The 20,485-nt window shown below is 64.3% G+C and carries 19 protein-coding genes; 7 read left to right on the forward strand and 12 right to left on the reverse strand.

The window, feature by feature from the left end; genetic code table 11:
* The first annotated feature begins 2 nt into the window (after nt 1-2).
* Nucleotides 3-704: a class I SAM-dependent methyltransferase gene (locus QFZ40_RS09050; RefSeq protein WP_373427418.1), complete on the forward strand. Its 702-nt coding sequence runs from the start codon at nt 3-5 to the stop codon at nt 702-704.
* Entirely contained in the window at nt 697-1,830 is a 1,134-nt protein-coding gene (locus QFZ40_RS09055; RefSeq protein WP_306903965.1) for an FAD-dependent oxidoreductase, read from the forward strand. The genes QFZ40_RS09050 and QFZ40_RS09055 overlap by 8 nt, the downstream gene beginning before the upstream one ends.
* 26 nt (nt 1,831-1,856) lie before the next feature.
* Here QFZ40_RS09055 and QFZ40_RS09060 read toward each other — a convergent pair whose 3' ends face one another.
* A complete protein-coding gene (locus QFZ40_RS09060; protein WP_306903967.1) occupies nt 1,857-2,288 on the reverse strand; it encodes a nuclear transport factor 2 family protein in 432 nt (143 codons plus the stop codon).
* A gap of 60 nt (nt 2,289-2,348) precedes the next feature.
* On the opposite strand from QFZ40_RS09060, the gene QFZ40_RS09065 reads away from it, so the two are divergent.
* Nucleotides 2,349-3,014: a peptide deformylase gene (locus QFZ40_RS09065; protein ID WP_306903968.1), complete on the forward strand. Its 666-nt coding sequence runs from the start codon at nt 2,349-2,351 to the stop codon at nt 3,012-3,014.
* 25 nt (nt 3,015-3,039) lie between these two features.
* On the opposite strand, the gene QFZ40_RS09070 is transcribed toward QFZ40_RS09065, so the two are convergent.
* Nucleotides 3,040-5,109 (reverse strand): S9 family peptidase, encoded by a 2,070-nt coding sequence (locus tag QFZ40_RS09070; protein WP_306903970.1) that lies wholly within the window; start codon nt 5,107-5,109, stop codon nt 3,040-3,042.
* Nucleotides 5,110-5,211: 102 nt separating this feature from the next.
* Between QFZ40_RS09070 and QFZ40_RS09075 the strand changes: the two genes are divergently transcribed.
* The 4 genes from QFZ40_RS09075 (at nt 5,212) to QFZ40_RS09090 (ending at nt 8,326) form a co-directional block, all read left to right on the forward strand.
* On the forward strand, nt 5,212-6,093 hold the full coding sequence (locus QFZ40_RS09075; RefSeq protein ID WP_306903971.1) for a methyltransferase domain-containing protein: 882 nt from the start codon (nt 5,212-5,214) through the stop codon (nt 6,091-6,093).
* A 134-nt stretch (nt 6,094-6,227) separates the two neighbouring features.
* Nucleotides 6,228-6,692 carry an NfeD family protein gene (locus QFZ40_RS09080; protein ID WP_306903973.1) on the forward strand — a complete coding sequence of 155 codons (465 nt, stop codon included), beginning with the start codon at nt 6,228-6,230 and terminating at the stop codon, nt 6,690-6,692.
* Nucleotides 6,693-6,729: 37 nt separating this feature from the next.
* Nucleotides 6,730-7,668 (forward strand): SPFH domain-containing protein, encoded by a 939-nt coding sequence (locus tag QFZ40_RS09085; RefSeq protein ID WP_306903975.1) that lies wholly within the window; start codon nt 6,730-6,732, stop codon nt 7,666-7,668.
* A 310-nt stretch (nt 7,669-7,978) separates the two neighbouring features.
* The gene (locus QFZ40_RS09090) at nt 7,979-8,326 is read left to right on the forward strand and encodes an RNA polymerase-binding protein RbpA (RefSeq protein ID WP_003802221.1); all 348 of its coding nucleotides are present in this window, start codon (nt 7,979-7,981) and stop codon (nt 8,324-8,326) included.
* Nucleotides 8,327-8,438: 112 nt separating this feature from the next.
* Here the strand turns inward: QFZ40_RS09090 and QFZ40_RS09095 are convergent, their stop codons facing one another.
* The 10 genes from QFZ40_RS09095 to pafA all read right to left on the reverse strand — a co-directional run bounded on the left by QFZ40_RS09095 (nt 8,439) and on the right by pafA (nt 20,484).
* Nucleotides 8,439-9,182 (reverse strand): polyprenol monophosphomannose synthase, encoded by a 744-nt coding sequence (locus QFZ40_RS09095; RefSeq protein ID WP_306903979.1) that lies wholly within the window; start codon nt 9,180-9,182, stop codon nt 8,439-8,441.
* 106 nt (nt 9,183-9,288) lie between these two features.
* Nucleotides 9,289-10,947, reverse strand: a complete 1,659-nt coding sequence (locus QFZ40_RS09100; RefSeq protein ID WP_306903980.1) for an amidohydrolase — start codon at nt 10,945-10,947, stop codon at nt 9,289-9,291.
* 62 nt (nt 10,948-11,009) lie between these two features.
* On the reverse strand, nt 11,010-13,967 hold the full coding sequence (locus QFZ40_RS09105; RefSeq protein ID WP_306903982.1) for a DEAD/DEAH box helicase: 2,958 nt from the start codon (nt 13,965-13,967) through the stop codon (nt 11,010-11,012).
* 22 nt (nt 13,968-13,989) lie between these two features.
* Nucleotides 13,990-14,784, reverse strand: coding sequence for a twin-arginine translocase subunit TatC (tatC, locus tag QFZ40_RS09110; RefSeq protein ID WP_306903983.1), 795 nt, complete (start codon nt 14,782-14,784; stop codon nt 13,990-13,992).
* Nucleotides 14,785-14,832: 48 nt separating this feature from the next.
* A complete protein-coding gene (tatA, locus tag QFZ40_RS09115) occupies nt 14,833-15,105 on the reverse strand; it encodes a Sec-independent protein translocase subunit TatA (RefSeq protein WP_306903984.1) in 273 nt (90 codons plus the stop codon).
* Nucleotides 15,106-15,137: 32 nt separating this feature from the next.
* Nucleotides 15,138-15,488 carry a hypothetical protein gene (locus QFZ40_RS09120; protein WP_306903986.1) on the reverse strand — a complete coding sequence of 117 codons (351 nt, stop codon included), beginning with the start codon at nt 15,486-15,488 and terminating at the stop codon, nt 15,138-15,140.
* Between the two features lie 10 nt (nt 15,489-15,498).
* Nucleotides 15,499-17,484 (reverse strand): helix-turn-helix transcriptional regulator, encoded by a 1,986-nt coding sequence (locus tag QFZ40_RS09125; protein WP_306903987.1) that lies wholly within the window; start codon nt 17,482-17,484, stop codon nt 15,499-15,501.
* Nucleotides 17,485-17,624: 140 nt separating this feature from the next.
* Entirely contained in the window at nt 17,625-18,020 is a 396-nt protein-coding gene (locus tag QFZ40_RS09130; protein WP_214959349.1) for an FKBP-type peptidyl-prolyl cis-trans isomerase, read from the reverse strand.
* A gap of 55 nt (nt 18,021-18,075) precedes the next feature.
* Complete coding sequence (locus tag QFZ40_RS09135; protein WP_306903989.1) at nt 18,076-19,008, reverse strand: FKBP-type peptidyl-prolyl cis-trans isomerase; 933 nt, start codon at nt 19,006-19,008, stop codon at nt 18,076-18,078.
* Between the two features lie 111 nt (nt 19,009-19,119).
* The gene (gene pafA, locus QFZ40_RS09140; RefSeq protein WP_214959345.1) at nt 19,120-20,484 is read right to left on the reverse strand and encodes a Pup--protein ligase; all 1,365 of its coding nucleotides are present in this window, start codon (nt 20,482-20,484) and stop codon (nt 19,120-19,122) included.
* Between the last annotated feature and the right edge of the window lies 1 nt (nt 20,485).

Here is a 20,485-nt window from a genome sequence, read left to right on the forward strand (position 1 = left end):
TTGTGATCCTATTGCGGCGGCGCGCCGCCGACGCCGTTGAAATGATGGACCTGCCGGATTGCGACCCCGCCCGGCTGGAAAGGACCTACAGGCAGTTTGCTGTCGTGAACCGTGCCCTGTCGGGATGGCGGAGGCTTTACGCCAAGGAGCTGCGTCCTCTGCTGTCCGCGGTATCCCCGACTACGGTCCTGGATATCGGATCCGGAGGCGGCGACCTGGCGGCGACGCTGGCTGGCTGGGCCACCCGAGACAACGTGAAGCTGCACGTCACCGGGATCGATCCGGACAGCCGGGCCCACCAATTCGCGGCCGCCAGGCACCACCTTCCTGGAGTCGAATTCCGCCAGGCGCACAGTTCCGACCTCTTGAAGGAGGGCCGCAGCTACGACGTCGTGATCTCCAATCACGTCCTCCACCACCTGCAGCCGGCGGAATTGCAGCAGCTGCTCGCCGACTCCCAGGGACTGGCCCGCAGGAAAGCGCTGCACAACGACCTCCGCCGCAGCCCGGCAGCCTACGCCCTGTTCTTCGTCGCAGCCCTTCCGTTCAGGGGCTCCTTCATCCGGGCCGACGGCCTGACCTCCATCCGGCGCAGCTACACACCGGCTGAACTGTCCGGGCTCGCTCCGGCGGGCTGGCATGCAGAGCCGCGAGCCCCCTTCCACCAGTTGCTGGTCCTCCGGAAGGATCAACCGGATGGTTGATGTGCTCATCGTCGGGGGCGGCCCGGTAGGTCTCTACCTTGCTGCCCTGCTCCTTCAGGACGGCGTTCGCGTCCGGGTCCTGGAGCAGCGGCTTGAGCGGGACCGGCATTCGCGTGCCATCGGCATCCACCCGCCGGCGCTCACAGCGCTTGACCGGGTAGGCGTTGCCTCCATCCTGGTCAGCGAAGGGGTAGCGATCAGACGGGGCAGGGCCATGAGCGGCAGCAGGACGGTCGGTTCGCTGTCGTTCGCGACGGTTTCCGAGCGGTTTCCTTTTGTCCTGGCGCTTCCGCAGTTCCGGACCGAGGAGATTCTGGAGTTGCGGGTCCGTGAGCTTGACCCGGAGGCCCTCGTGCGGGGCGCGCAGGTCACGGGTGTAACACACGACGGCGGACTGGTCACCCTGGATGTCGACGCCGGGACAGCCCGGTGGCAGGACACGGCCGCACTGGCGGTGGCGGCGGACGGCTCACGCTCCCTGATGCGGACCCTGCTCGATGTCCCCGTTAGAAGCAAAACCTACCCCGACCACTACGTGATGGGTGATTTTGCAGCTGCCGGCGGTTTCGGCGATGACGCGGTGCTGTTCCTTGAGGCAGGCGGGATCGTCGAGTCCTTTCCGCTGCCCGGTGCCGTGCGCCGGTGGGTGGTCCGGGTCAGTGAACCGGTGACGGCCCCCAGCGCGACGGGTCTCGCCGGCCTGGTGCAGCAGCGCACAGGGATCCTGCCGGAGGCCGAGACGAACTCGATGCTCAGCAGTTTCAGTGTGCGGTCAAGCATCGCGCTCAGGCTCGTGGCTGGCCGGACTGCGCTGATCGGAGACGCAGCCCACGAAATCAGCCCGATCGGCGGCCAGGGCATGAACCTGGGCTGGCTGGACGCCCAGGAACTGGCTCCGATCATTTGCGCGGCCCTGGACGGGAAACACGTTGGACGCCGCCTCCGGGATTTCGAGTTCCGGCGCCGGCTTGCCGCGGACGTGGCGAGGCGGCAGTCCGAGGTGAACATGATGCTCGGCCGGCCGCTGCCCCGGCCAGTCCTGGCGATGCGGAATGGCGCAATCGCAGCAGTGGCGGCAGTCCCGCCGCTCAACCGGCTGGTTGCCCGCCGGTTCACCATGCAATGACGTGCACTGTACTCCGGCTGCGCCTGTCAGGCGCCGGCAAAGTAGCAGTCATAGCTGTCCTGGCTGACGATCCGGCCGTCCCGGACTTCAAACACGGAGGAGGTCCGGGCACGGATCATCTCACCAGCATCCCAGTACCTCAGGTCCATCAGCGCTGTAGCGGACCAGTCCGCTTCGACCACGACACGGCCGGCCTCACAGGTGGTGCGCCGGATATCGAATTTCTGGCCGCTGACAACCTGTGCGCTCTGGTCCGCACCCGCGAGTACCTGTTCGAGCGTGCGCGTGGAGCCTTCAGGGGCCAGCAGGTGCGGGGCCTCGACGAGAACAAATTCCTCGGAAAGGAAAGGCCGGATGTCCTCCCCGCCCCCTCCTCCTTCAATGATCCGGATGAAGGCCAGAACCCTGTCCAGTGGCGTGGTCTCCGATGATTTCGGTGCAGCATTCAGTTCAGCCATGGCACCGAGACTAGCGGAAGCCTGCGATCACTGCCGGTCTTCCGAGGCTAGGCTTTCCCCATGACCCCAGCATCCCCGCCAACGCCCTTCAGCGCGGCGCAGATCCAGGAAGCCGTGCAGGAACTCCTCGCGGCGGAATCGCTGCCACCCATAGTCCAGGCCGGCCATCCTGTGCTCCGCCAGCGCGCCGCAGCCTTCGACGCCCAGATCACCGCCGTCGAACTGGAACAGCTCATCCAACTCATGAGGAGGGTCATGCATGAGGCTCCTGGCGTCGGGCTGGCCGCACCGCAGCTGGGCGTTCCGCTGCAGCTTGCTGTCCTGGAGGACCAGTTCGACGTCGATCCGGAGGCGGCTGCCCTCCGCCGCCGCACACCGCTGGACTTCCTCGCCATCCTGAATCCTCGTTACAGTCCCCTGGGAATGGACAATGCCGCATTCTTTGAAGGCTGCCTTTCCCTGAACGGGCTGCAGGCAGTGGTGGTCCGGCACGAGCAGGTGCTGCTGACGTTCGAAACCCCGGCAGGCGCATCGGAGGAGCGTGAATTCAGCGGATGGCAGGCGCGGATCGTGCAGCACGAGACCGATCACCTGCATGGCATCCTTTACGTTGATCGGGCCGAGCTCAGGTCACTAAGCAGCAACGCCGAGTATGCGGCGCGTTGGGCCGAGCCGGGCATTGGCAAGGCGCGCGCGGCCTTGGACTTCCTGCCCGAACTTCCCTAGGCCGCAGTACGGCAGGCCTGACGGACTAACCCGCAGCCGCCTCTGCCGGGTTGGCGGACGTCGGCAGGAAGGTGGACCACCAACGCAGGATGTGCTCGAACCGCTGCCGCCGGTGACGCGGCGTCCCGGACCGCGACAGTTCATGGTCCTCACCCGGAAAGACCAGCAACGCAGTCTCCACCCCGCGCCGCTTCAAGGCGGTGAAGTAGCGCTGGCCCTGTTCAATCGGACACCGCAGGTCATCTTCGCTATGGATGACAAGCGTAGGGGTCTGCACGTTGTCCACATGTCCCATGGGGCTCTGGGCGGCCATCTCCGACGGCGAGCCACCCATGTATTCGGTGCCGAAGTACCACCCGATGTCGGCGGAACCTTCAAAACTGACAGGGTCCAGAAACCCCCGCTCCACGATGGCGGCCTTAAACCGATGGTCCTGCGATATGGCCCACGCCGTCAGGTATCCGCCATACGATCCACCCATGATGCCCAGCCGGTCCGCATCAAGAACCCGGAATCTCCCGAGTGCGCCGTCAAGGAACGCCAGCACGTCCTGCAGATCCACTGTTCCCATCCGGCCCTTGATCGACAAGCCGTGCTCCCGGCCGTATCCCGCAGAGCCCCTGGGATTGCACATCAGCACCGCATAGCCGGCCTCGGCGTATACCTGCGCTTCCTCAAAGAACGCCGTCGTGTACTGGGCGAAAGGCCCGCCGTGGATGGTCAGCAGCACCGGATGGGGGCCTTTCCCGGCCGGCATCAATATCCAGCCGTGGACGGGATACCCGTCCGCTGACTGAAAGGTGACGTCCTGGGAAACCACCATGTTCGTTTCGGTCCGGAGTGCGGCCGAGAAGTCCGTGAGGAGCCGCAGCTGCCCGTCGTCGAGGACTGCAAGGTCTCCTGTCGTCGAGGGATCGCTCAGGGTCACCAGCATAGAACCACCGGCCCATGCGGCCCCGGTCACCACCCGCTCGCCGTGGACCAGGAGGGCATGGTCCCCGGTGGCACTCAGCATGAGAAGCTCCACGGTGCCCTGGGCATTGTTGAGGACCAGCGCCCCGTCCGGGCCCCGAAGCTCAATCCGTTCGCCGGGGCAGGCGACGTCCATCATTTCCGGATCCGTCAACGCCACGGCTTCGCCCCCTTCTGACGGCATGCAGTAGAGGATGGAATTGCGGGCGACGAAGTCCGTACCCGAATCTCCCAGCCCCCTCGCAATGAAGAACAGCCACTTGCCGTCTTTGGACTGCCGGACGTGCTGGATCTCGCGTAACGCATCATCCGAGGGCGTCACCCGCAGCGCATCCCCTCCGCCGGCCGGAATCCTGTAAATGCCGGTCGACAGGTCCCCGTCGTTCTCGGGCGGGGCCGTCACGAAAAAGACGGCGGCTCCATCGGAACTAAAACCCGCACTTTTATGGTCGGCCGCGAGTGACGTCAGGCGTTGAGCAGGCGGAAACAGGTCCGAATAGTCGGCTGCACGGTCCGAAGCGTCCTGATCACGCGGCGCTCCGGTCCCCCGGCCGTCCTGGCTCGAATCCCTGGCCAGTACTGTCGGTTCCCCGCCAGGCGCGGGAACATCGACGACGAAGAGCTGCGCGGGTTTGTCCTTGGTGTAGCCCACGCCATTCAACCTGTATTGGAAGGTGGTAATCAGGCGCGCGTCCTCCGATTCGGGGCCGGAGCCAGCGCTCCTTCCGGAGCGGGCATGTGCCGGTTCCCGCGAAGTGAAGACGATCCGGCCGGAATCCGGAGACCACGCGAAGGATTCGACGCCAAGGAGCCGGTCGGTGAGCGGCTGCGGTTCGCCGCCTCCGGCCTCCACCACGTAGAGCTGCAGCTTCGCTGACGGGCCCGTTGACCGGAGGAAGGCCAGGACCATCCCGTCCGGTGAGAAGGCCGGAGATATGTCCCGGAAGCCCCTGGTGATGCGGCGGGGAGGTTTCTGCGTGTCCAGCGGGACGGTCCACAACTGGCCGACATAAGAGTCCGCCCCGAAGTCCGGCCTGGTTACCGAAATGACAGCCATGCTGCCATCCGGATGGACAGCCGGTGCAGAAACGGAATTCAACAGCGGGAGGTGTTCAGGCTTCACCTGCCCGAGCCTAACGTGCGGCCCTTCCCTCCGGGAACAACCCTGCGGCACGGACCCACCAGCTTCGGCATGCTCCTTCACCACCGCCCTAGGATGGAGCGTATGCCCGCCACTGTCCTCCCGCTGCTGTGCCCCGTCTGCCGGGCACCGCTCAGCTTTGCCGAGTCCGCACCTTCAGTTGCGAGGCCAGCACTGAGATGCTGGTCCGGGCATAGTTTCGATGCCGCCAAACAAGGGTATTTCAACCTGCTCGTCGGCAAGGGAACGGTCTTCGAGGCTGATACGTCTGACATGGTTGCGGCCCGGTCCGCCTTTCTCCAAAGGGGTCATTACCTCCCGCTGGCAGAAGCCGTTGCAGGCGCCGTCGCGCCGGTCCTGCACGGGGGCGCCCCCACCGTCCTGGATTCCGGAACCGGGACGGGCCACTACCTCAGGGTGCTGCTGGACCGGTTGGACGCGGACGCTGCCAGCGTCACCGCCGTCGGGCTGGACATCTCAAAGTACGCACTGAGGCGGGCAGCGCGTCTCAACCCGGAAGCCATCAACCTGGCCTGCGATGTGTGGCAGCCGCTTCCGGTGGCAGACGCAGCCGTCGACGCCGTCACGGTGATTTTTGCGCCCCGCAACGCGGCCGAATTCGCCAGGGTCCTCCGCCCGGACGGCCGGCTTGTAATTGTCACCCCGCGGCCCGGCCACCTGGCCTCCCTGGCAGGGCAAACCGGCATGCTCGGGATTGGATCGGACAAGGACGACAGGCTGGCGGATTCGATGTCACACCATTTCGTGGTCCAAACGGCCGCTGATCTTGATATTCCCATGATCCTGACCCGCGGTGAGGCAGCGGACCTGGCCTTCATGGGACCGGCGGGACATCATATGGACCGTGCCGAAATTGTTGGGAAGCTTGATGGACTGCCCCCGGCCATTGAGGTGGAAGCCCGGTTCCGGATAACCGTCTTCAGTCCCGTCAGGCGCGCGGGGTAACGACTTGGCCACTATCCGGGAGCGGTACCTCGCTTTCCGCCGCCCCTACCGTGTTCGGACTAGGATGGAAGGACAGTTACCGTAGGGCCTGCCGCCGCGGCACGCAGGCCGGACGGAGGGCGAAGGGGGACAGAATGTTTGAATGGCTGGGCGGAAACTGGTGGGCATTGTGGCTCACTGTTTTCCTCGCTTTCGCGGTGATCGAGATGATCACCCTCGACTTGTTCTTCATCATGCTCGGCGGCGGAACGCTGGCTGCCCTCGTCGCGGATTTTGCCGGAGCGGACCTCTGGCTGCAGATCATCGTCTTCTGTGTCGTGTCCCTGCTGATGATCGCGTTTGTCCGCCCGGTGGCCCTCAGCCACCTGAAAAAAGGACCTTCCGAGCAACGCACCAACGTGGACCGGCTCATCGGCGAGCAGGCCCTCGTGATGGAGCCTGTCAGCCCGATGGGCGGCCTCGTGAAGATCGGCGGCGACGTCTGGAGTGCACGCTCCGAAAGCGGCGCCCTGGCCGCCGGCCAAAAGGTAGTGGTCTCAGCAATTGACGGAGCGACGGCGGTCGTCTCCGCCCGGCCGGAAACCGCCAACCCGTCCTAGATACAGCTTCACTAACAACTGGGGAATAAGGAGATGTATGGATAACGCTGGAGGTGCCGCGGTGGCCATTGTGCTGGTGGTCCTGATTGTGTTCGTGATTATTGTCCTGGTCCGCTCCGTGCGTATCATTCCGCAGGCGAGGGCCGGAGTTGTTGAGCGGCTGGGCAAGTACCAGAGGACGCTTAATCCCGGCCTGACCATCCTGATCCCCTTTGTGGACCGGCTCCTGCCGCTCCTGGATCTGCGGGAGCAGGTGGTGTCCTTCCCACCTCAGCCGGTCATCACCGAGGACAACCTGGTGGTGTCGATTGACACAGTGGTCTATTTCCAGGTCACCGATCCCCGTGCGGCCACCTACGAGATTGCCAACTACATCCAGGCCGTGGAGCAGCTGACAACCACCACGCTGCGTAACGTCGTGGGCGGATTGAACCTGGAAGAGGCATTGACCTCCCGGGACCAGATCAACGGGCAGCTTCGGGGGGTTCTCGACGAGGCGACCGGCCGGTGGGGCATTCGTGTTTCACGGGTTGAACTGAAGGCCATCGATCCACCGCACTCCATCCAGGATTCAATGGAGAAGCAGATGCGGGCCGAGCGTGATCGCCGTGCTGCCATCCTTACCGCCGAAGGCACGAAGCAGTCAGCCATCCTGACTGCCGAGGGCCAGCGGCAGGCGTCAATCCTTGCCGCTGAGGGTGATGCCAAGGCGGCCATCCTGCGCGCCGACGGTGAGGCGCAGGCCATCCAAAAGGTCTTCGACGCCATTCACAAGGGAAACCCCGACCAGAAGCTGCTGGCTTACCAGTACCTGCAGACGCTTCCCAAGCTGGCCGAGGGGTCATCCAACAAGCTGTGGATCATTCCAAGCGAGGTCGGCGAGGCCCTTAAAGGCATCGGAAACGCCTTGGGGGGCACTAACCCTGATCCGCGCAGCGGCGGATTGTTCGACGACGAACCCGTCAACCAGCCGTAATCCCGACAGCGGAGCCCGGTCTGGACAGATCGGGAGGGGGCCTTCACTTGGGTGAAGGCCCCCTCCCCTGTTTCTGCCGCTCTTGGCCCGAGACGTCCCGCGGGTTGAGCGGGCAGGAAATTTTGTCTCCAGGTCCATAATCCCGTATAATTGGGTATTTGTCCGGCGGGAGCAGATCCGCTGGAACAACAATGCTTCGCAATGCGTTGAATCTTATGATGCAGCACAGTGCACACAGTAGTCCGGCGGCGTTTGGTCGCTGCCGGCTAGCGTGGAGCCCAGCTCCGCGAACCGACCAGAGGGAGAAAACATGAGCGATCGCAGCCTGCGGGGTATGCGCCTTGGCGCGCAGAGCATGGAGACCGAGTCGGGCGTTGAGCCGGCTCCGCGTCAGCGTGTCGAGTACAGGTGCGAGGACGGCGAGCAGGTCTTCGTTACCTTCTCCTCGGAAGCGGAAATCCCGCCGGTGTGGGTTTCCAAGACCGGCAAGGAAGCGCTCCTGGTTGACGGTGAACGCCCGGACACCAGCAATGAGAAGGCTGTCCGTACGCACTGGGACATGCTGCTGGAAAGGCGATCCCTCCCCGAGCTTGAGCAGATCCTTGAGGACCGGTTGACCATCCTGCGTGAACGCCGTGGCGAACGGCGCAGCGCCTAGTCTTCAACTGACGCTTGACCTTCAACTGACGCTTGACCGGGCCAGCCCCAGCAACTGAAAGGGCCGCCCCTGCACCATAGTTACGGTGCAGGGGCGGCCCTTTTAGCTTGGGTTACGCTTCGTCGGCAGGCTTCTTGCCGGTCAACTTGGCCCAGCGGGCCGCGAGGCCCCATTTGGTCACATTGATCATCGCCTCGACAACAATGTTGCCGCTCATTTTGGAGGCACCGAGCTCGCGCTCCACGAACGTGATGGGGCGCTCCTCGATCCTGAGCCCCATCTTTGCCACGCGCCACGCCAGGTCAACCTGGAAGCCGTAGCCCACCGAGTCCACCTGGTCCAGGTTCAGCTTCTCGAGAGTGGTCCTGCGGAAGGCGCGGTATCCGCCTGTCACGTCCTTGATCTTCAGGCCGAGCATGAGGCGTGCGTAAGTGCTGCCGATCCGGGAAATCGCCTGGCGGTAAAGCGGCCAGTTCACCACGCTGCCACCTGCCACCCAGCGGGAGCCCATGGCCAGGTCGGCGCCCTGCTCCACGGCTTCCAGCAACTGGGGAAGCTGCTCGGGCTGGTGTGAACCGTCCGCGTCCATTTCCACGAGGATGTCATACCCCTCGTCCAATCCCCAGCGGAATCCGGCGATGTAGGCGGCGCCCAGGCCTTCCTTGCCCTTGCGGTGCAGTACGTGGACCTGGCCGTCTTCGGCAGCGATGCCGTCAGCCAGCTGGCCGGTGCCGTCCGGGCTGTTGTCGTCCACTACCAGAACGTCCGACGCCGGTACCGCCGCCCGGAGGCGTTGAAGTGTCTTGGGCAGCGATTCCAGCTCGTTGTAAGTGGGAATGATGGTAAGGACGCGCACTGGGAGCCTTTCCTGGATGGGAGCGGTCGGAGCGACTGATGCACAGCCGGTGGGCTGGCTGACAGGCGCAACTACCTATTATAGGGTGATGCCCTGCCCGGCATCCTCAGGAGCGTAATGCGGGACTGGCAAACAGCTCCTCGCCATCGCGCACTGTCTGAAGGCAGACAGGATCGCGGCCCGTGTCCAGGGCCGGCAGCAGGGGTGTGCGTGCCCTGGGATCTGTGCTCCAGGACTGTACCCGGCCGTCCGCCACCTGGACCATGAGTTCCTCCGCGTCCCATACCGCGAAACTTGCCAGCGAACCCGGGACGAGCTGTCCTGCCATCGGATTATGGTACTTCGCGGCCCGCCACCCGGCGCGGGTGTGCCCAAGGAATGCCGCCCTTGCCGAGATCCGCTCCTCCTGGTTGTTGTGTTCGAGGCATGCCCGGACGCTGGACCAGGGCAGCAGCTGCGTGACCGGGCTGTCACTGCCGAAACAGATGGGAACTCCTGCCGAGTAGAAGGAAGCGAACGGATTCATGGCCCGGCTTCGGCTGCCAAGGCGCTGGTCGTAGAGCCCGCCGACCGCACCCCAGGCAGCGTCGAATCCGGGTTGGGCACTGACTGTGATCGAATAGTGTGCGAGCCGTTCCACGGCGCGGGCATCAGCCATTTCGACGTGTTCAAAACGGTGACCGGCAGCACGGATCCTTTGGTCACCAACTTCGGCTGCAGCGAGGTCAAGGGCGTCCAGCGCCGCGTCCAGGCCGGCGTCGCCAATCACATGGAATCCGCCCTGGACGCCAAGCAGCGAGCAGGCCGCCAAATGCGCGGCGGCCTCTTCCACGGAAAGGTACAGGGTGCCGCGCTCCCCCGGTGAATCACTGTAGTCCGACCGGAGGGCCGCCGTCCGGGAGCCGATAGAGCCGTCTATGTTCAAATCGCCGGCAAGGCCTTGCACGCTGACACCAAGCCCATTTAGGACTTCCCGGGCGTGCTCCTCGCTGCCGACCAAGGACCCCCAGTACGGCAGTACTTCGGGCACAGCTCCGTCGTCATGCCCGAGGTTCCAGGAAGCAGCAATGCGGAGATCGGATAGCCCGCCGATGTGTGGTCCCGCCATTTCGACGACGGCAACGTACCCGTTCTCGGCGGCGTTCCCGAGCGCCCGCTTCTGGTACGCCCGCAGGGCATCATCGGGAAGGCGGCGTGTGGACTGGCGTGCTGCCGTGTGGGCGGCACGCTTGACCTGGCTCCCGGCAGAGAAGCCGTCGAGGCCCGCAAGGCCCGCGCTGGCCGCAAGCGAGGAGGAGACCAATGCCGAATGGACGTCCACCCTGGATAAGTACACAGGCCTGCCGCCAGCAGCCCGCTCGAGCTCGTCAGCGCTTGGCAGGGCAGGATCATCCCAGGTGGACTCGTCCCAGCCATGCCCCAACACAGGCCCCTGGGACGTTGACGAGGCCACGGCATCCAGCAGTTGCCCGGCGGAGCGCACCGCACCCAACTGCAGCGAATCCAGCGCTATGCCTGTTTCGGTGAGGTGGAGGTGGGAGTCGACGAATCCCGGCGCCACCAGTGCTCCGCGGAGATCGATGATCTCCATGGAATCGTCGGCGATGGATGAAGCCGCCTGTTCCGAGCCCACCCAGGCGACGGTGCCGCCGTCGACCAGCATGGCAGTGGCGAACGGGTCCGCGGCGGTGTAAACCGAACCGTTGCGGTAGAGCACCACATTCCGCTTGTTCGAGGTCGGATCGGAAGAAGGTGCATGGGTCATGCTGGCAAGAACTCCTCAGCGTAGGTGGTGAAAGAGAGCAGGGGGAAATCAGGACGGGCGAATCACAGGACGGAGGAGTATGCCACCACGCCGCGCCGCACCAGGGATATGGCTTCGGAGCACAGCCTGGCCAGGCGTGGCTCAAGCCCGGGGATCTTGGCAAGCTGGTCGAGGAGGTCAATGACCTGCTTGACCCACCGGACAAAGTCACCGGCGGCCAGGTCAGTCCCGTTGAGCACTTCCTGGAGGTGCCTTCCCCGGGCCCATTTGTACATGGGCCACACCAGCCCAAGCTCGGGTTCGCCCGTCAGTGGAAGCTTGTTCTGTTCCTCCACATCCTCCAGTGCGGACCATTCCCGGATGACCACGTCCACCGACGTTTCAAGGGAAATGCTGGGCATCCTTGGCCTGAGCCCACGGTCCTCACGCTTGGCCTGGTACACCAGGATGCTCGCCAGGGAGGCCACTTCGGCGGCGTCCAGGTCATTGAAGGCACCGAGCCGGAGTGACTGCGAAATCAGCAGGTCCTTTTCACCGTAGATGCGCCGCAGCCGCTGTCCGTCCGCGCTGATGACAAGCCGGCCGTCCGCGGAGGGTTCCAGATAACCGTACGTGGAGAGGACATCGCAGACCCGGTCGAACGTCTTGGCGATGGTGTTGGTCCGGCCTTGGATCTGGCGGACCAAAGCGTCGGTCTCCCTCCGCAGCTTCCACCAGCGCTCGGACCACCGTGCATGGTCCTCACGCTCGCTGCAGCCATGACAGGGGTGTGCCCGGAGTGCGCGGCTCAGTTCGGCGATCCGCTTTTCCTGGTTCGGCAGTGCGGTTGCAAGACCGAAGTCGTTGTTGCGGCTGCTGGTCGGCGCCGGCGGGCGGTTCTCCCGGAGTGCGTTCCTGGCCGACGACGCAAGGTCGCGGCGGGATTTGGGGACCTTCGCGTTGAAGGATTTCGGGATCCGGATGCGCGTTAGGGGTGCTATGGGCCCTTCAAGGTCGTCCGTGCCGATCCGCCGGAGCTGGTTGTCCAGCGTCAAGACAGCCGGCCGGGGCTCACGGCTGCTGTGGTCGGAGCTGAGCACAATGGCAGGTCCTGGGGCCCGGCCGCCGGGCACATCCACCACGTCCCCTGGAAGCAACCGCGCAAGGGAATCGTCGTTGAGGGACTTCCGGGCACGGGACTTCGTACGGGACGTGACATTCTCGGCGTCGGACAGTTCCCGGCGCAACCTGGCATACTCCGTGAAGTCGCCCAGGTGGCATGTCATGGACTTCGCATAGCCGGCCAGGGATTCCTCCCGGCTCCGGACCTGCTTGGCGAGGCCAACCACTGAACGGTCCGCCTGGAACTGGGCGAAGGAGGATTCAAGGATTTCCCTGGCCCTTGTGCGTCCGAACTGCGCCAGGAGGTTGATGCTCATGTTGTATGTGGGCTGGAAGCTTGAATTCAACGGATAGGTGCGCCTTGACGCCAGGCCCGCCACAGCTGCCGGATCAGTGCCAGGCTGCCAGAGCACCACTGCATGGCCTTCGACGTCGATGCCGCGCCGCCCGGCCCTGCCGGTCAGCTGCGTATACTCCCCCGCGGTGATGTCCACATGGGCTTCACCGTTGAATTTGTCCAGCTTCTCCAGGACCACCGAACGGGCCGGCATATTGATTCCCAGGGCCAGGGTTTCAGTGGCGAAAACAGCCTTGATCAGACCTTCGGCGAAGAGTTTCTCCACCACCTCCTTGAACGTCGGAAGCATGCCTGCGTGGTGCGCGGCGAAACCCCGGAGCAGGCCGTCACGCCAGGTCCAGAACCCCAGGACGTCCAGGTCGTCGGACGGAATGTCCTGGCCGGCCTCGTCAACGCGCTGAGCGATAATCCGCTGTTCCTTTTCCGTGGTCAGCCACAACCCGGATGAAACGCACTGCGCCACGGCCGCATCGCAACCGGCCCGGGAAAAGATGAAAGTGATGGCCGGCAGCAGATCCTGCCGGTCCAGGCTGGCGATCACCTGGGGACGGCTGGCCCTCCGTACGCCGACAGGCTGGGCCCCCTGGGGACCCCTGTCATCGCCGCGCTGGCGGTGCTGGCGGCGCTGGCTCCGTCCCCCGTGGCCAAAGCGTCCTTGGAAGCTCTGCTGGCTTTCGCTCCGGGCCATAGCCAGCAGGTCCGGGTTCACCTCAAACCCCCGTCCTGCCGAGCTGTCCCGGGCCCCGACGGCGACGGGCACAGCCGAAGCCATGCCGTCCTCAGTTTCTGCCGGCGGGGCGATTTCATCGAAGGTGGTTTCGCCGGCAAACAGGTCTACGATCTCCCGGCCCACCATGACGTGCTGCCACAACGGCACGGGCCGGTGCTCGGAGACAATGATGTCCGTGTCGCCACGCACCGTGTCCAGCCAGGCCCCGAACTCCTCAGCGTTGGACACCGTGGCACTCAGGGACGCCACCTGTACCTCACTGGGAAGGTGGATGATGACTTCCTCCCAGACCGCGCCGCGGAAGCGGTCCGCGAGGTAGTGCACCTCGTCCATCACGACGAAGCCAAGGTCATCCAACGTGTCGGAATCTGCATAGAGCATGTTCCGGAGCACTTCAGTGGTCATGACCACCACCGGGGCGTCGCCGTTGATGCTGGTGTCGCCGGTTAGCAGTCCCACATTTTCCGGCCCGTACTTATCGGAAAGCTCAGTGAACTTCTGGTTGCTCAACGCCTTAATGGGCGTGGTGTAGAAGGCCTTGAGATTCCGCTCCAGGGCCAGGTAGATGGCGAACTCACCCACGATTGTCTTCCCCGCGCCGGTGGGTGCGGCAACCAGGACTCCCCTGCCGGCCTGCAGGGAAAGGCAGGCCTGGCGCTGGAAGTCGTCAAGGGCAAAGTCGAGGGTGCGGACAAAACCGCCCAGGTACGTGCCGGCCTCGGCCGTCCGCTCCGCACTGGCCCGGTATCTCTCAGCAGGCGACAGGGGTGCTGGATCAGTTGGACCGGCAGGGAATGGCCCCGAGGAGAGCGGCCCGGAAATAGAGGACATAGACCAAGCCTAGTGCCCCGGGCTAGAGGTTCTTCAGTTCGCTGCCCGGCGTCGCGACGTCCGCCGTCGCCTCCGTCTCAGCGGTTTGTTTGGCCACCCGCCGATCGCGTCGTTTGTCATTCATGATGCAGATGCCGATGGCAGCAAAATAAAGGACCAGCAGCGGACCTGCGAGCATGAACATCGAGATGGCGTCAGCCCCGGGGGCTGCAACGGCAGATAGAACGAACACCACGAAAACCGTAATCCGCCAGGCTTTCAGGATGGTCCGGCCCCTGACCACTCCGGCCATGTTGATGCCCACAAGGACTACCGGAACGAGGAAGGCGAAGCCGAGGACCAGCACCATGCGGGTGACGAAGTCGATGTAGTCGCGGGCATCGATGATGTTTGAAAACCCGGCCGGCGTGAACTGGGTAAGCGCACGGACAACCTGGGGCACCACGAGCCAGCCCGCCCAGATTCCGGTCAGGAACAGCGGCACGGCGGCCGTCATGTAGCCAAGGGTGTAGCGGCGTTCAGTGCTGGTGAGGCCAGGTGTAATGAACGCCCACAGCTGGTAGATCCAGATCGGGCTGGAGATGACCAGCCCGATGATGAGCGACATCTGCAACTGGAAGTCGAACGCTGAGCCGATGTTCGAGAAATTGACCGACGAGACGCCGCCGGTCTGCTGGGAGATCCGGTCGACGGGCTCCTTCAACGCCGCCAGCAGCGGATTGTAGACTATCCAGCCGCCGATGGCGCCGATCAGGATGCCGATGCCGGACTTGATCAGCCGGTTTTTCAGCTCCTTGAGGTGGTCCCAAAGAGCCATCCGACCCTCAGGGTTGGATTTACGGCCCCTCGTCAGTGCCACCTGTCGTCAGGCGCGGTTCGACGGCGGAACGTCGGTGCCGTCAGCGGGCTCGGCGGGCTTGGCCTGCGGGTGGTTGACGACCCTGCCCTCCACCGGCCCCGTTGCGTCAGTGGACTCGGTCTTGCCGTCGTTCTTCATTTCCTTGACCTCGGACTTGATGATCCGCATGGACTGGCCAAGGCTGCGCGCCATGGCAGGAAGCTTGGGCGCGGCAAAGAGCAGCAAAGCCACGATAATGATAATGACGATTGGCCAGGGGCCATCAAAGAGTTTTCCCACGGGAAGTCCTTTCCTCTTAATACATCCTACGTCTAAGTGAAGTCCAGATCGCCAAGCGACTGCGGCTGTCCCCTGTCGGTCCTGCGCAGGACCCGGCGTAGGCGTCGGTCTTCCCGGCGGGATGACTTGGATGTGAGGTAATCATGACGCATCCGGGCGGGCGAGGCAAAAACGGCAGAACCGGGCTGTGCTGCATCCGCCGACCGGGGCTCGTCGACGTGCGGCAATGCCGGGGCCAGGTGCCCCAGTTTCTCTCCCGCGGCGCCCAGGTCCTTGACCGTTGCCATGAACTGCCGAAACAGCCGGATCCCCAAGAGGAGGTAAAAAAGCAGGGACAGTGCAACGAGCGCTATCCAGATTAGTATCCAAGTCCACCAAGGCATGCTGAGAAGTCTAGCCGCCGTACCTGGCCAATGACGCTTCGATCCATTCGAGTGCCGATTCCGCCAGTTCCGCCGGCTCCAGGATGCGCACGGCACCCCCGTGCTGGGCGATGAACATGGGAAGCCACGCGGTGTTGCCGAAGCGGATCTCAGCCACCAGGCCGCCGTCCGGAAGACCCGCCGTCCGTTCCGCGTAATAGTCGTCCGCCAGGCCCGCGCCCTGCCTGGTGAGCTGGACGGTCACAATGGTGTCGTCATCGCTCGGGGTGAACAGTTTGGCCGGGAATCCTTCGGCGGGAGCAAGCCGGGAGGATACCTGCCTGCCGTTTGGCTTCAGCTCCTGCACCCGGTCAAGCCGGAAGTTCCTGAGCCCCTGCGCAGAGTGGCAGAAGGCCTCAAAGTACCAGGTGTTGTCCAGCGAATACAGGCGCAGCGGGTCCACGTCGCGCTCCGAAACTTTGTCACGCTGCGGGGAAAGGTAGACGAGGTGAAGCTGCGCCCGCCTGCCGATAGCGTGACGGACAGTATCCAGGATGGCGGAATCGGCAGGGCTGACCTCCGGCGCTGCCAGCGCCCCGGCGCGCAGTCCTTCTTCCCCGGCGGCCGCCATGAGCTTCAGGGTGACGGATTCAAGGGCGCCGCCTTCAGCGAGTTCCGGCAGCCCGTTCAGTGTCTCCAGGCCCGTCAGCAGCGCGCAGGCCTCTTCCACAGTGAAGCGGACGGGCCTGTTGAGGTCCAGGTCCTGGGTGATGTAGACGTGGTCGTCTTCCCACTGGATATCCAGCAGGTCGTCCGGGTATCCGCCCGGCAGCCCGGAACAGATAAGGATCTGCAGATCCTCCTCGAGCTCCTTGCGGGTGATCCCGAACCGCCCGGCAACCTCCTGGATGTGCAGTCCCTGGTTGTGGACCAGGAACGGGACCAGCTGGAGCATGCGCTTGAGCTGATCTTCGGAGGTCCTTTTCCGGGCTGTCCTGGCGTGGGAGGCATCGGCCAGGTCGAATGCCGGGATGGGAGCCGAGCAGAAATCGGCGGCTTCACGCAGCCTTCGGCGCACAGCTGCCACGAGTTCCTCAGGCGCCACGGCGACCGCGTTCGGGCCATAGGAGGCTAATTCCTCGGCAAGCACCTCTGCATCCCTGAAGTTAAGCTGCAGACGATCAAAACCGTCGTCGTGCTTGTCCGTACGCGGGCTGTCCACGGGAATTGCGCGCTGACGCAGTCCCAGCAGCCGCCCCGACCGGACATCCACGACGGCGGCGCGGAGCGGCAGTTCGGGTAGGGCGTCCAGGTCTTCGCGGATATTGAAATTCGACGGGGGTGAGTATTTCTCCTTGTCCATCACGGTGACGGCGCGGGTCATCCGCGAAAGCCGGAAATGGCGCAGCGCCTGACGTGAGCGGTCGTAGCCCGCAAGATACCACTGGCCGAATCGGCTCCCCAGGCCCCAGGGCTCCACAGTCCGCTGTTCTTCGCTGCCCGTCGTACCGGCCAGGTAAGGGAAGCTGACCGGGTGCCGGGCATGCATGGCGGCGACTAGGTCATCGAAGGCCTGGCCGGCGGGTTTGATCCGGGGCTGCACGCCGACGGGAAGTTCGACGTCGGCCAGGCCGCTGGAGGCCTGGAGTTTCCGCAGGGCGTTTTCGGCGGCGCTGCCCAGGGCGGCGCGCTCCCACAACTGAGATGCCAGGAGAAGCACGGTCCACTCCCCCGGGCTGAGCTGTACGTCCGGCAGCCGGTTGGACTCCTTGCCGATCCGGTAGCGCGTGGTGGCGGGATCGTCCTCGCTCCACCCCAGGTCCGTGACGGTCTCCACCTCGAACCCGAACTGCCGAAGCTCGTTCTTGTCCCGCTCAAACATCCGGCCAAACGACACATCGTTGCCGGAGGTGTCGTGGTAGACCTTTTCCCGCAGCTCACTGCGGCGCAGGCCGTATTTGGTGTTCAGGAGTGCGATCAGCAGATTCAGCAGGCGTTCAGTACGGGATGCGGACACTCTGCAACGTTACTAAAAACCCCGCAGGAACGCAGGAAGCGCGGAAACTACAGGAACAGATCCTGAAAGTTACCGCGCCTCCGGTGCTGGCGTGCCTATTGCGGCTCCGAATTAGGTGGCTCCGCCTCTTGCGGCTAAGGTCAGCGGACGCCCACGAGGTCAACCACGAAGATCAGCGCTTCGTTGGGTGCGATTGCCCCGCCGGCGCCGCGGGAGCCGTAGGCAAGCTCTGAGGGGATCTCCAGGCGGCGGCGTCCGCCGACCTTCATTCCCAGCAGGCCCTGGTCCCAGCCCTGGATGACCTGGCCGACGCCGACCCGGAAGTCCAGCGGGGCGCCCCGGCCCCAGGAAGCGTCGAACTCCTCGCCGGTGGACCAGGCGACACCCACGTAATGGGTGGAGACGGTATCGCCGGCCTTGGCCTCGGCGCCGTCGCCCTCGATGAGGTCGGTGATGACCAGTTCGGTGGGCACATCGCCTTCGGGGAAGTCAATTTCAGGCTTCTGGCGGTCGAAATTGCGCTGACCAAATGACATGGTTGCTCCTTTGATTGAGGTGGGTGATGTCTGGAATCGGATGCTTTGTTTGCCGCTAGTGTGCGGCGAGGATGTCGACGACGAAGACAAGGTCGCCCTTGGCCTGGCCCTGGCCTGCGTCACCATAGGCAAGGTCCTTGGGAACCACCAGGAGGACACGGGAGCCGACGGTCTTACCTGTCAGGCCCTGGGTCCAGCCCGGGATGACTCCTGTCAGCGCGAAGCTGGCAGGTTGTCCGCGGTCAAAGCTCGAGTCGAACTTGGTGCCGCCCACGAGCGTGACGCCCACGTAGTTGACGGTGAGCGTGTCGGTCGCCTTGACCTCCGCACCCTTACCCTTGATCAGGTCCTGCGACACGAGTGCCGTCGGAGCCGCAACGCCATCGACGTTGATCTCCGGAATGCCCTTGTCGTTCTCCTTGACGGTGGGGAGGCCGGCAGGCGGGGTAACGACGTCGCCTTCGGGCTTCTGGAGAGCCGGGGTAACGTCCGCAGCGGAGAGCAGCTTGATGACGAGTAGTTGTGTCGGCTGGGCCGGCGTGCCCTCGGCGGCCGGCTGGCCCGGGATGGCGAGGGCGAGGCTAGAACCGACCTTCGCACCCACAAACGCGTTGTAGATCATGGCGTTGCCGGTCTTGAGTTCATCGTTGAGTTCGAGTGGCTCAGGATCCTTGGCGTAGGTATCCTCCAGGGTGGATCCGTCGGTTCCGCTCAGTGCGAGGATCGAGAGGCTCGCTACCTGGTTCGCCTTGACCCGATCGCCGCTTCCCTCGGTGACCACTTTGACCGTGGGCTCCGTGACGTCAAGCGGCTTGGCGAAATCGACGCCGGGAGCCTTCTTGTCCCCGTTGTCCGTCAGTTTCAGGGAGTCGAACTTGGCAGTATCGCCAGCGGACTGGCTGGTGGGCTCCGGTGCCGCTGCGGGAGAACCGCCACAGGCGGTAAGCATCAGCAGACCGGGGATAATGATTGCTAGGATTCGGCGCACGTAAGAGAACTTTCGTCGGGGCAGGGTGGACGCGGTGCCCGAAGAAAATCACTCGGCACCGCCGCAGGGCCAAGGAACGGCCCTATCAAGAATAGCCCCTGAAGCTGGGTGTCAGCCCATAGAGTCCAGAAGCGCATCCACCCGGTCATCCACACTGCGGAAGGGATCCTTACAAAGGATGGTCTGGTGTGCCCGGTCATTCAGCTTCAAATGCACCCAGTCGACGGTGTAGTCCCGGCCCAGTTCCTGCGCCCGGCGGACGAAGTCACCGCGCAATTTTGCCCTGGTGGTTTGTGGCGGGGCGTCCACTGCGTCCTTGACCACGGTGTCGTCCACGATGCGGCGGGCCGCGCCCCTGGACTGCAGAAGGTAGTACAGTCCACGGCTGCGTGAAATGTCATGGTAAGTGAGGTCCAGCTGGGCGATCCGCGGGGCGTCCAGGCCCAGCCCGTGGCGTTCGCGGTAGTTGTCCATGAGCTTCTTCTTGATGGCCCAGTCAATTTCGGTGTCGATCGAGCTGGTGTCACCGCTTTCGATGGCCTTCAGGGTCCTGCCCCAGAGGTCGAGGATGAGCGGCACATGGGGGTTGTGTGCCCCGTGCTCCTGGACAAAGGCGGTGACTTTGGTCAGGTACTCCTGCTGGATCTCCAGTGCAGTCAGCTGCCGGCCGTTTGCGAGCCGGACGAGTGCCCGCCCGCTCAGGTCGTGGGAAATCTCGCGGATGCTGCGGATGGGGTTCTCCATCCGCATATCGCGCATGATCACTCCGGCCTCGATCATGCGCAGGATGAGGTCCACGGTTCCCACCTTCAGCAGTGCCGTGGTCTCGGACATGTTGGAGTCACCGACGATGACGTGGAGCCGTCTGAAGAACTCGGCGTCGGCGTGCGGCTCGTCCCTGGTGTTGATGATGGGGCGCGAGCGGGTGGTGGCCGACGAGACGCCTTCCCAGATGTGGTCCGCGCGCTGGGAGAACGCGTAGGTTGCCCCGTGCGGCGTCTTCAGGATCTTCCCTGCCCCCGCGACCAGTTGGCGCGTGACCAGGAACGGAATCAGGATTTCGGCGAGCCTGGAGAATTCGCCCCGTCGCGGAATCAGGTAGTTCTCGTGGCTGCCGTAGGAGTTCCCGGCTGAATCAGTGTTGTTCTTGAACAGGTAGACGGTGCCGTTGAATCCCTCGGCCGCCAGCCTCGTCTGTGCCTCCTCCACGAGGTCGTCGAGGATGAGCTCGCCGGCGCGGTCGTGGGCGATGAGCTGGGCGAGGTCATCACATTCCGCGGTGGCATACTCGGGGTGCGAGCCGACGTCGAGGTACAGGCGTGAACCGTTGGTGAGGAAGACGTTGGATGACCGTCCCCAGCTGACCACTTTGCGGAACAGGTAGCGGGCTACCTCCTCGGGCGCCAGCGGGCGTGAATCCGGGCTCGAATAGGAAATGCCGAATTCGGTCTCAATACCGAAGATCCTCTTGTCCATC

Source organism: Arthrobacter pascens, from assembly GCF_030816475.1.
GTDB lineage: Bacteria > Actinomycetota > Actinomycetes > Actinomycetales > Micrococcaceae > Arthrobacter > Arthrobacter pascens_B.

What these genes read in the sequence shown, in the direction of transcription:
- QFZ40_RS09100 (WP_306903980.1), bottom strand. Translation starts at nt 10,947, where the DNA reads ATGACCCATGCACCTTCTTCCGATCCGACCTCGAACAAGCGGAATGTG.
- QFZ40_RS09085 (WP_306903975.1), top strand. Translation starts at nt 6,730, where the DNA reads ATGGATAACGCTGGAGGTGCCGCGGTGGCCATTGTGCTGGTGGTCCTG.
- QFZ40_RS09060 (WP_306903967.1), bottom strand. Translation starts at nt 2,288, where the DNA reads ATGGCTGAACTGAATGCTGCACCGAAATCATCGGAGACCACGCCACTG.
- QFZ40_RS09055 (WP_306903965.1), top strand. Translation starts at nt 697, where the DNA reads ATGGTTGATGTGCTCATCGTCGGGGGCGGCCCGGTAGGTCTCTACCTT.
- QFZ40_RS09105 (WP_306903982.1), bottom strand. Translation starts at nt 13,967, where the DNA reads ATGTCCTCTATTTCCGGGCCGCTCTCCTCGGGGCCATTCCCTGCCGGT.
- QFZ40_RS09065 (WP_306903968.1), top strand. Translation starts at nt 2,349, where the DNA reads ATGACCCCAGCATCCCCGCCAACGCCCTTCAGCGCGGCGCAGATCCAG.
- QFZ40_RS09080 (WP_306903973.1), top strand. Translation starts at nt 6,228, where the DNA reads ATGTTTGAATGGCTGGGCGGAAACTGGTGGGCATTGTGGCTCACTGTT.
- tatC (WP_306903983.1), bottom strand. Translation starts at nt 14,784, where the DNA reads ATGGCTCTTTGGGACCACCTCAAGGAGCTGAAAAACCGGCTGATCAAG.
- QFZ40_RS09130 (WP_214959349.1), bottom strand. Translation starts at nt 18,020, where the DNA reads ATGTCATTTGGTCAGCGCAATTTCGACCGCCAGAAGCCTGAAATTGAC.
- QFZ40_RS09090 (WP_003802221.1), top strand. Translation starts at nt 7,979, where the DNA reads ATGAGCGATCGCAGCCTGCGGGGTATGCGCCTTGGCGCGCAGAGCATG.
- QFZ40_RS09120 (WP_306903986.1), bottom strand. Translation starts at nt 15,488, where the DNA reads ATGCCTTGGTGGACTTGGATACTAATCTGGATAGCGCTCGTTGCACTG.
- pafA (WP_214959345.1), bottom strand. Translation starts at nt 20,484, where the DNA reads ATGGACAAGAGGATCTTCGGTATTGAGACCGAATTCGGCATTTCCTAT.
- QFZ40_RS09075 (WP_306903971.1), top strand. Translation starts at nt 5,212, where the DNA reads ATGCCCGCCACTGTCCTCCCGCTGCTGTGCCCCGTCTGCCGGGCACCG.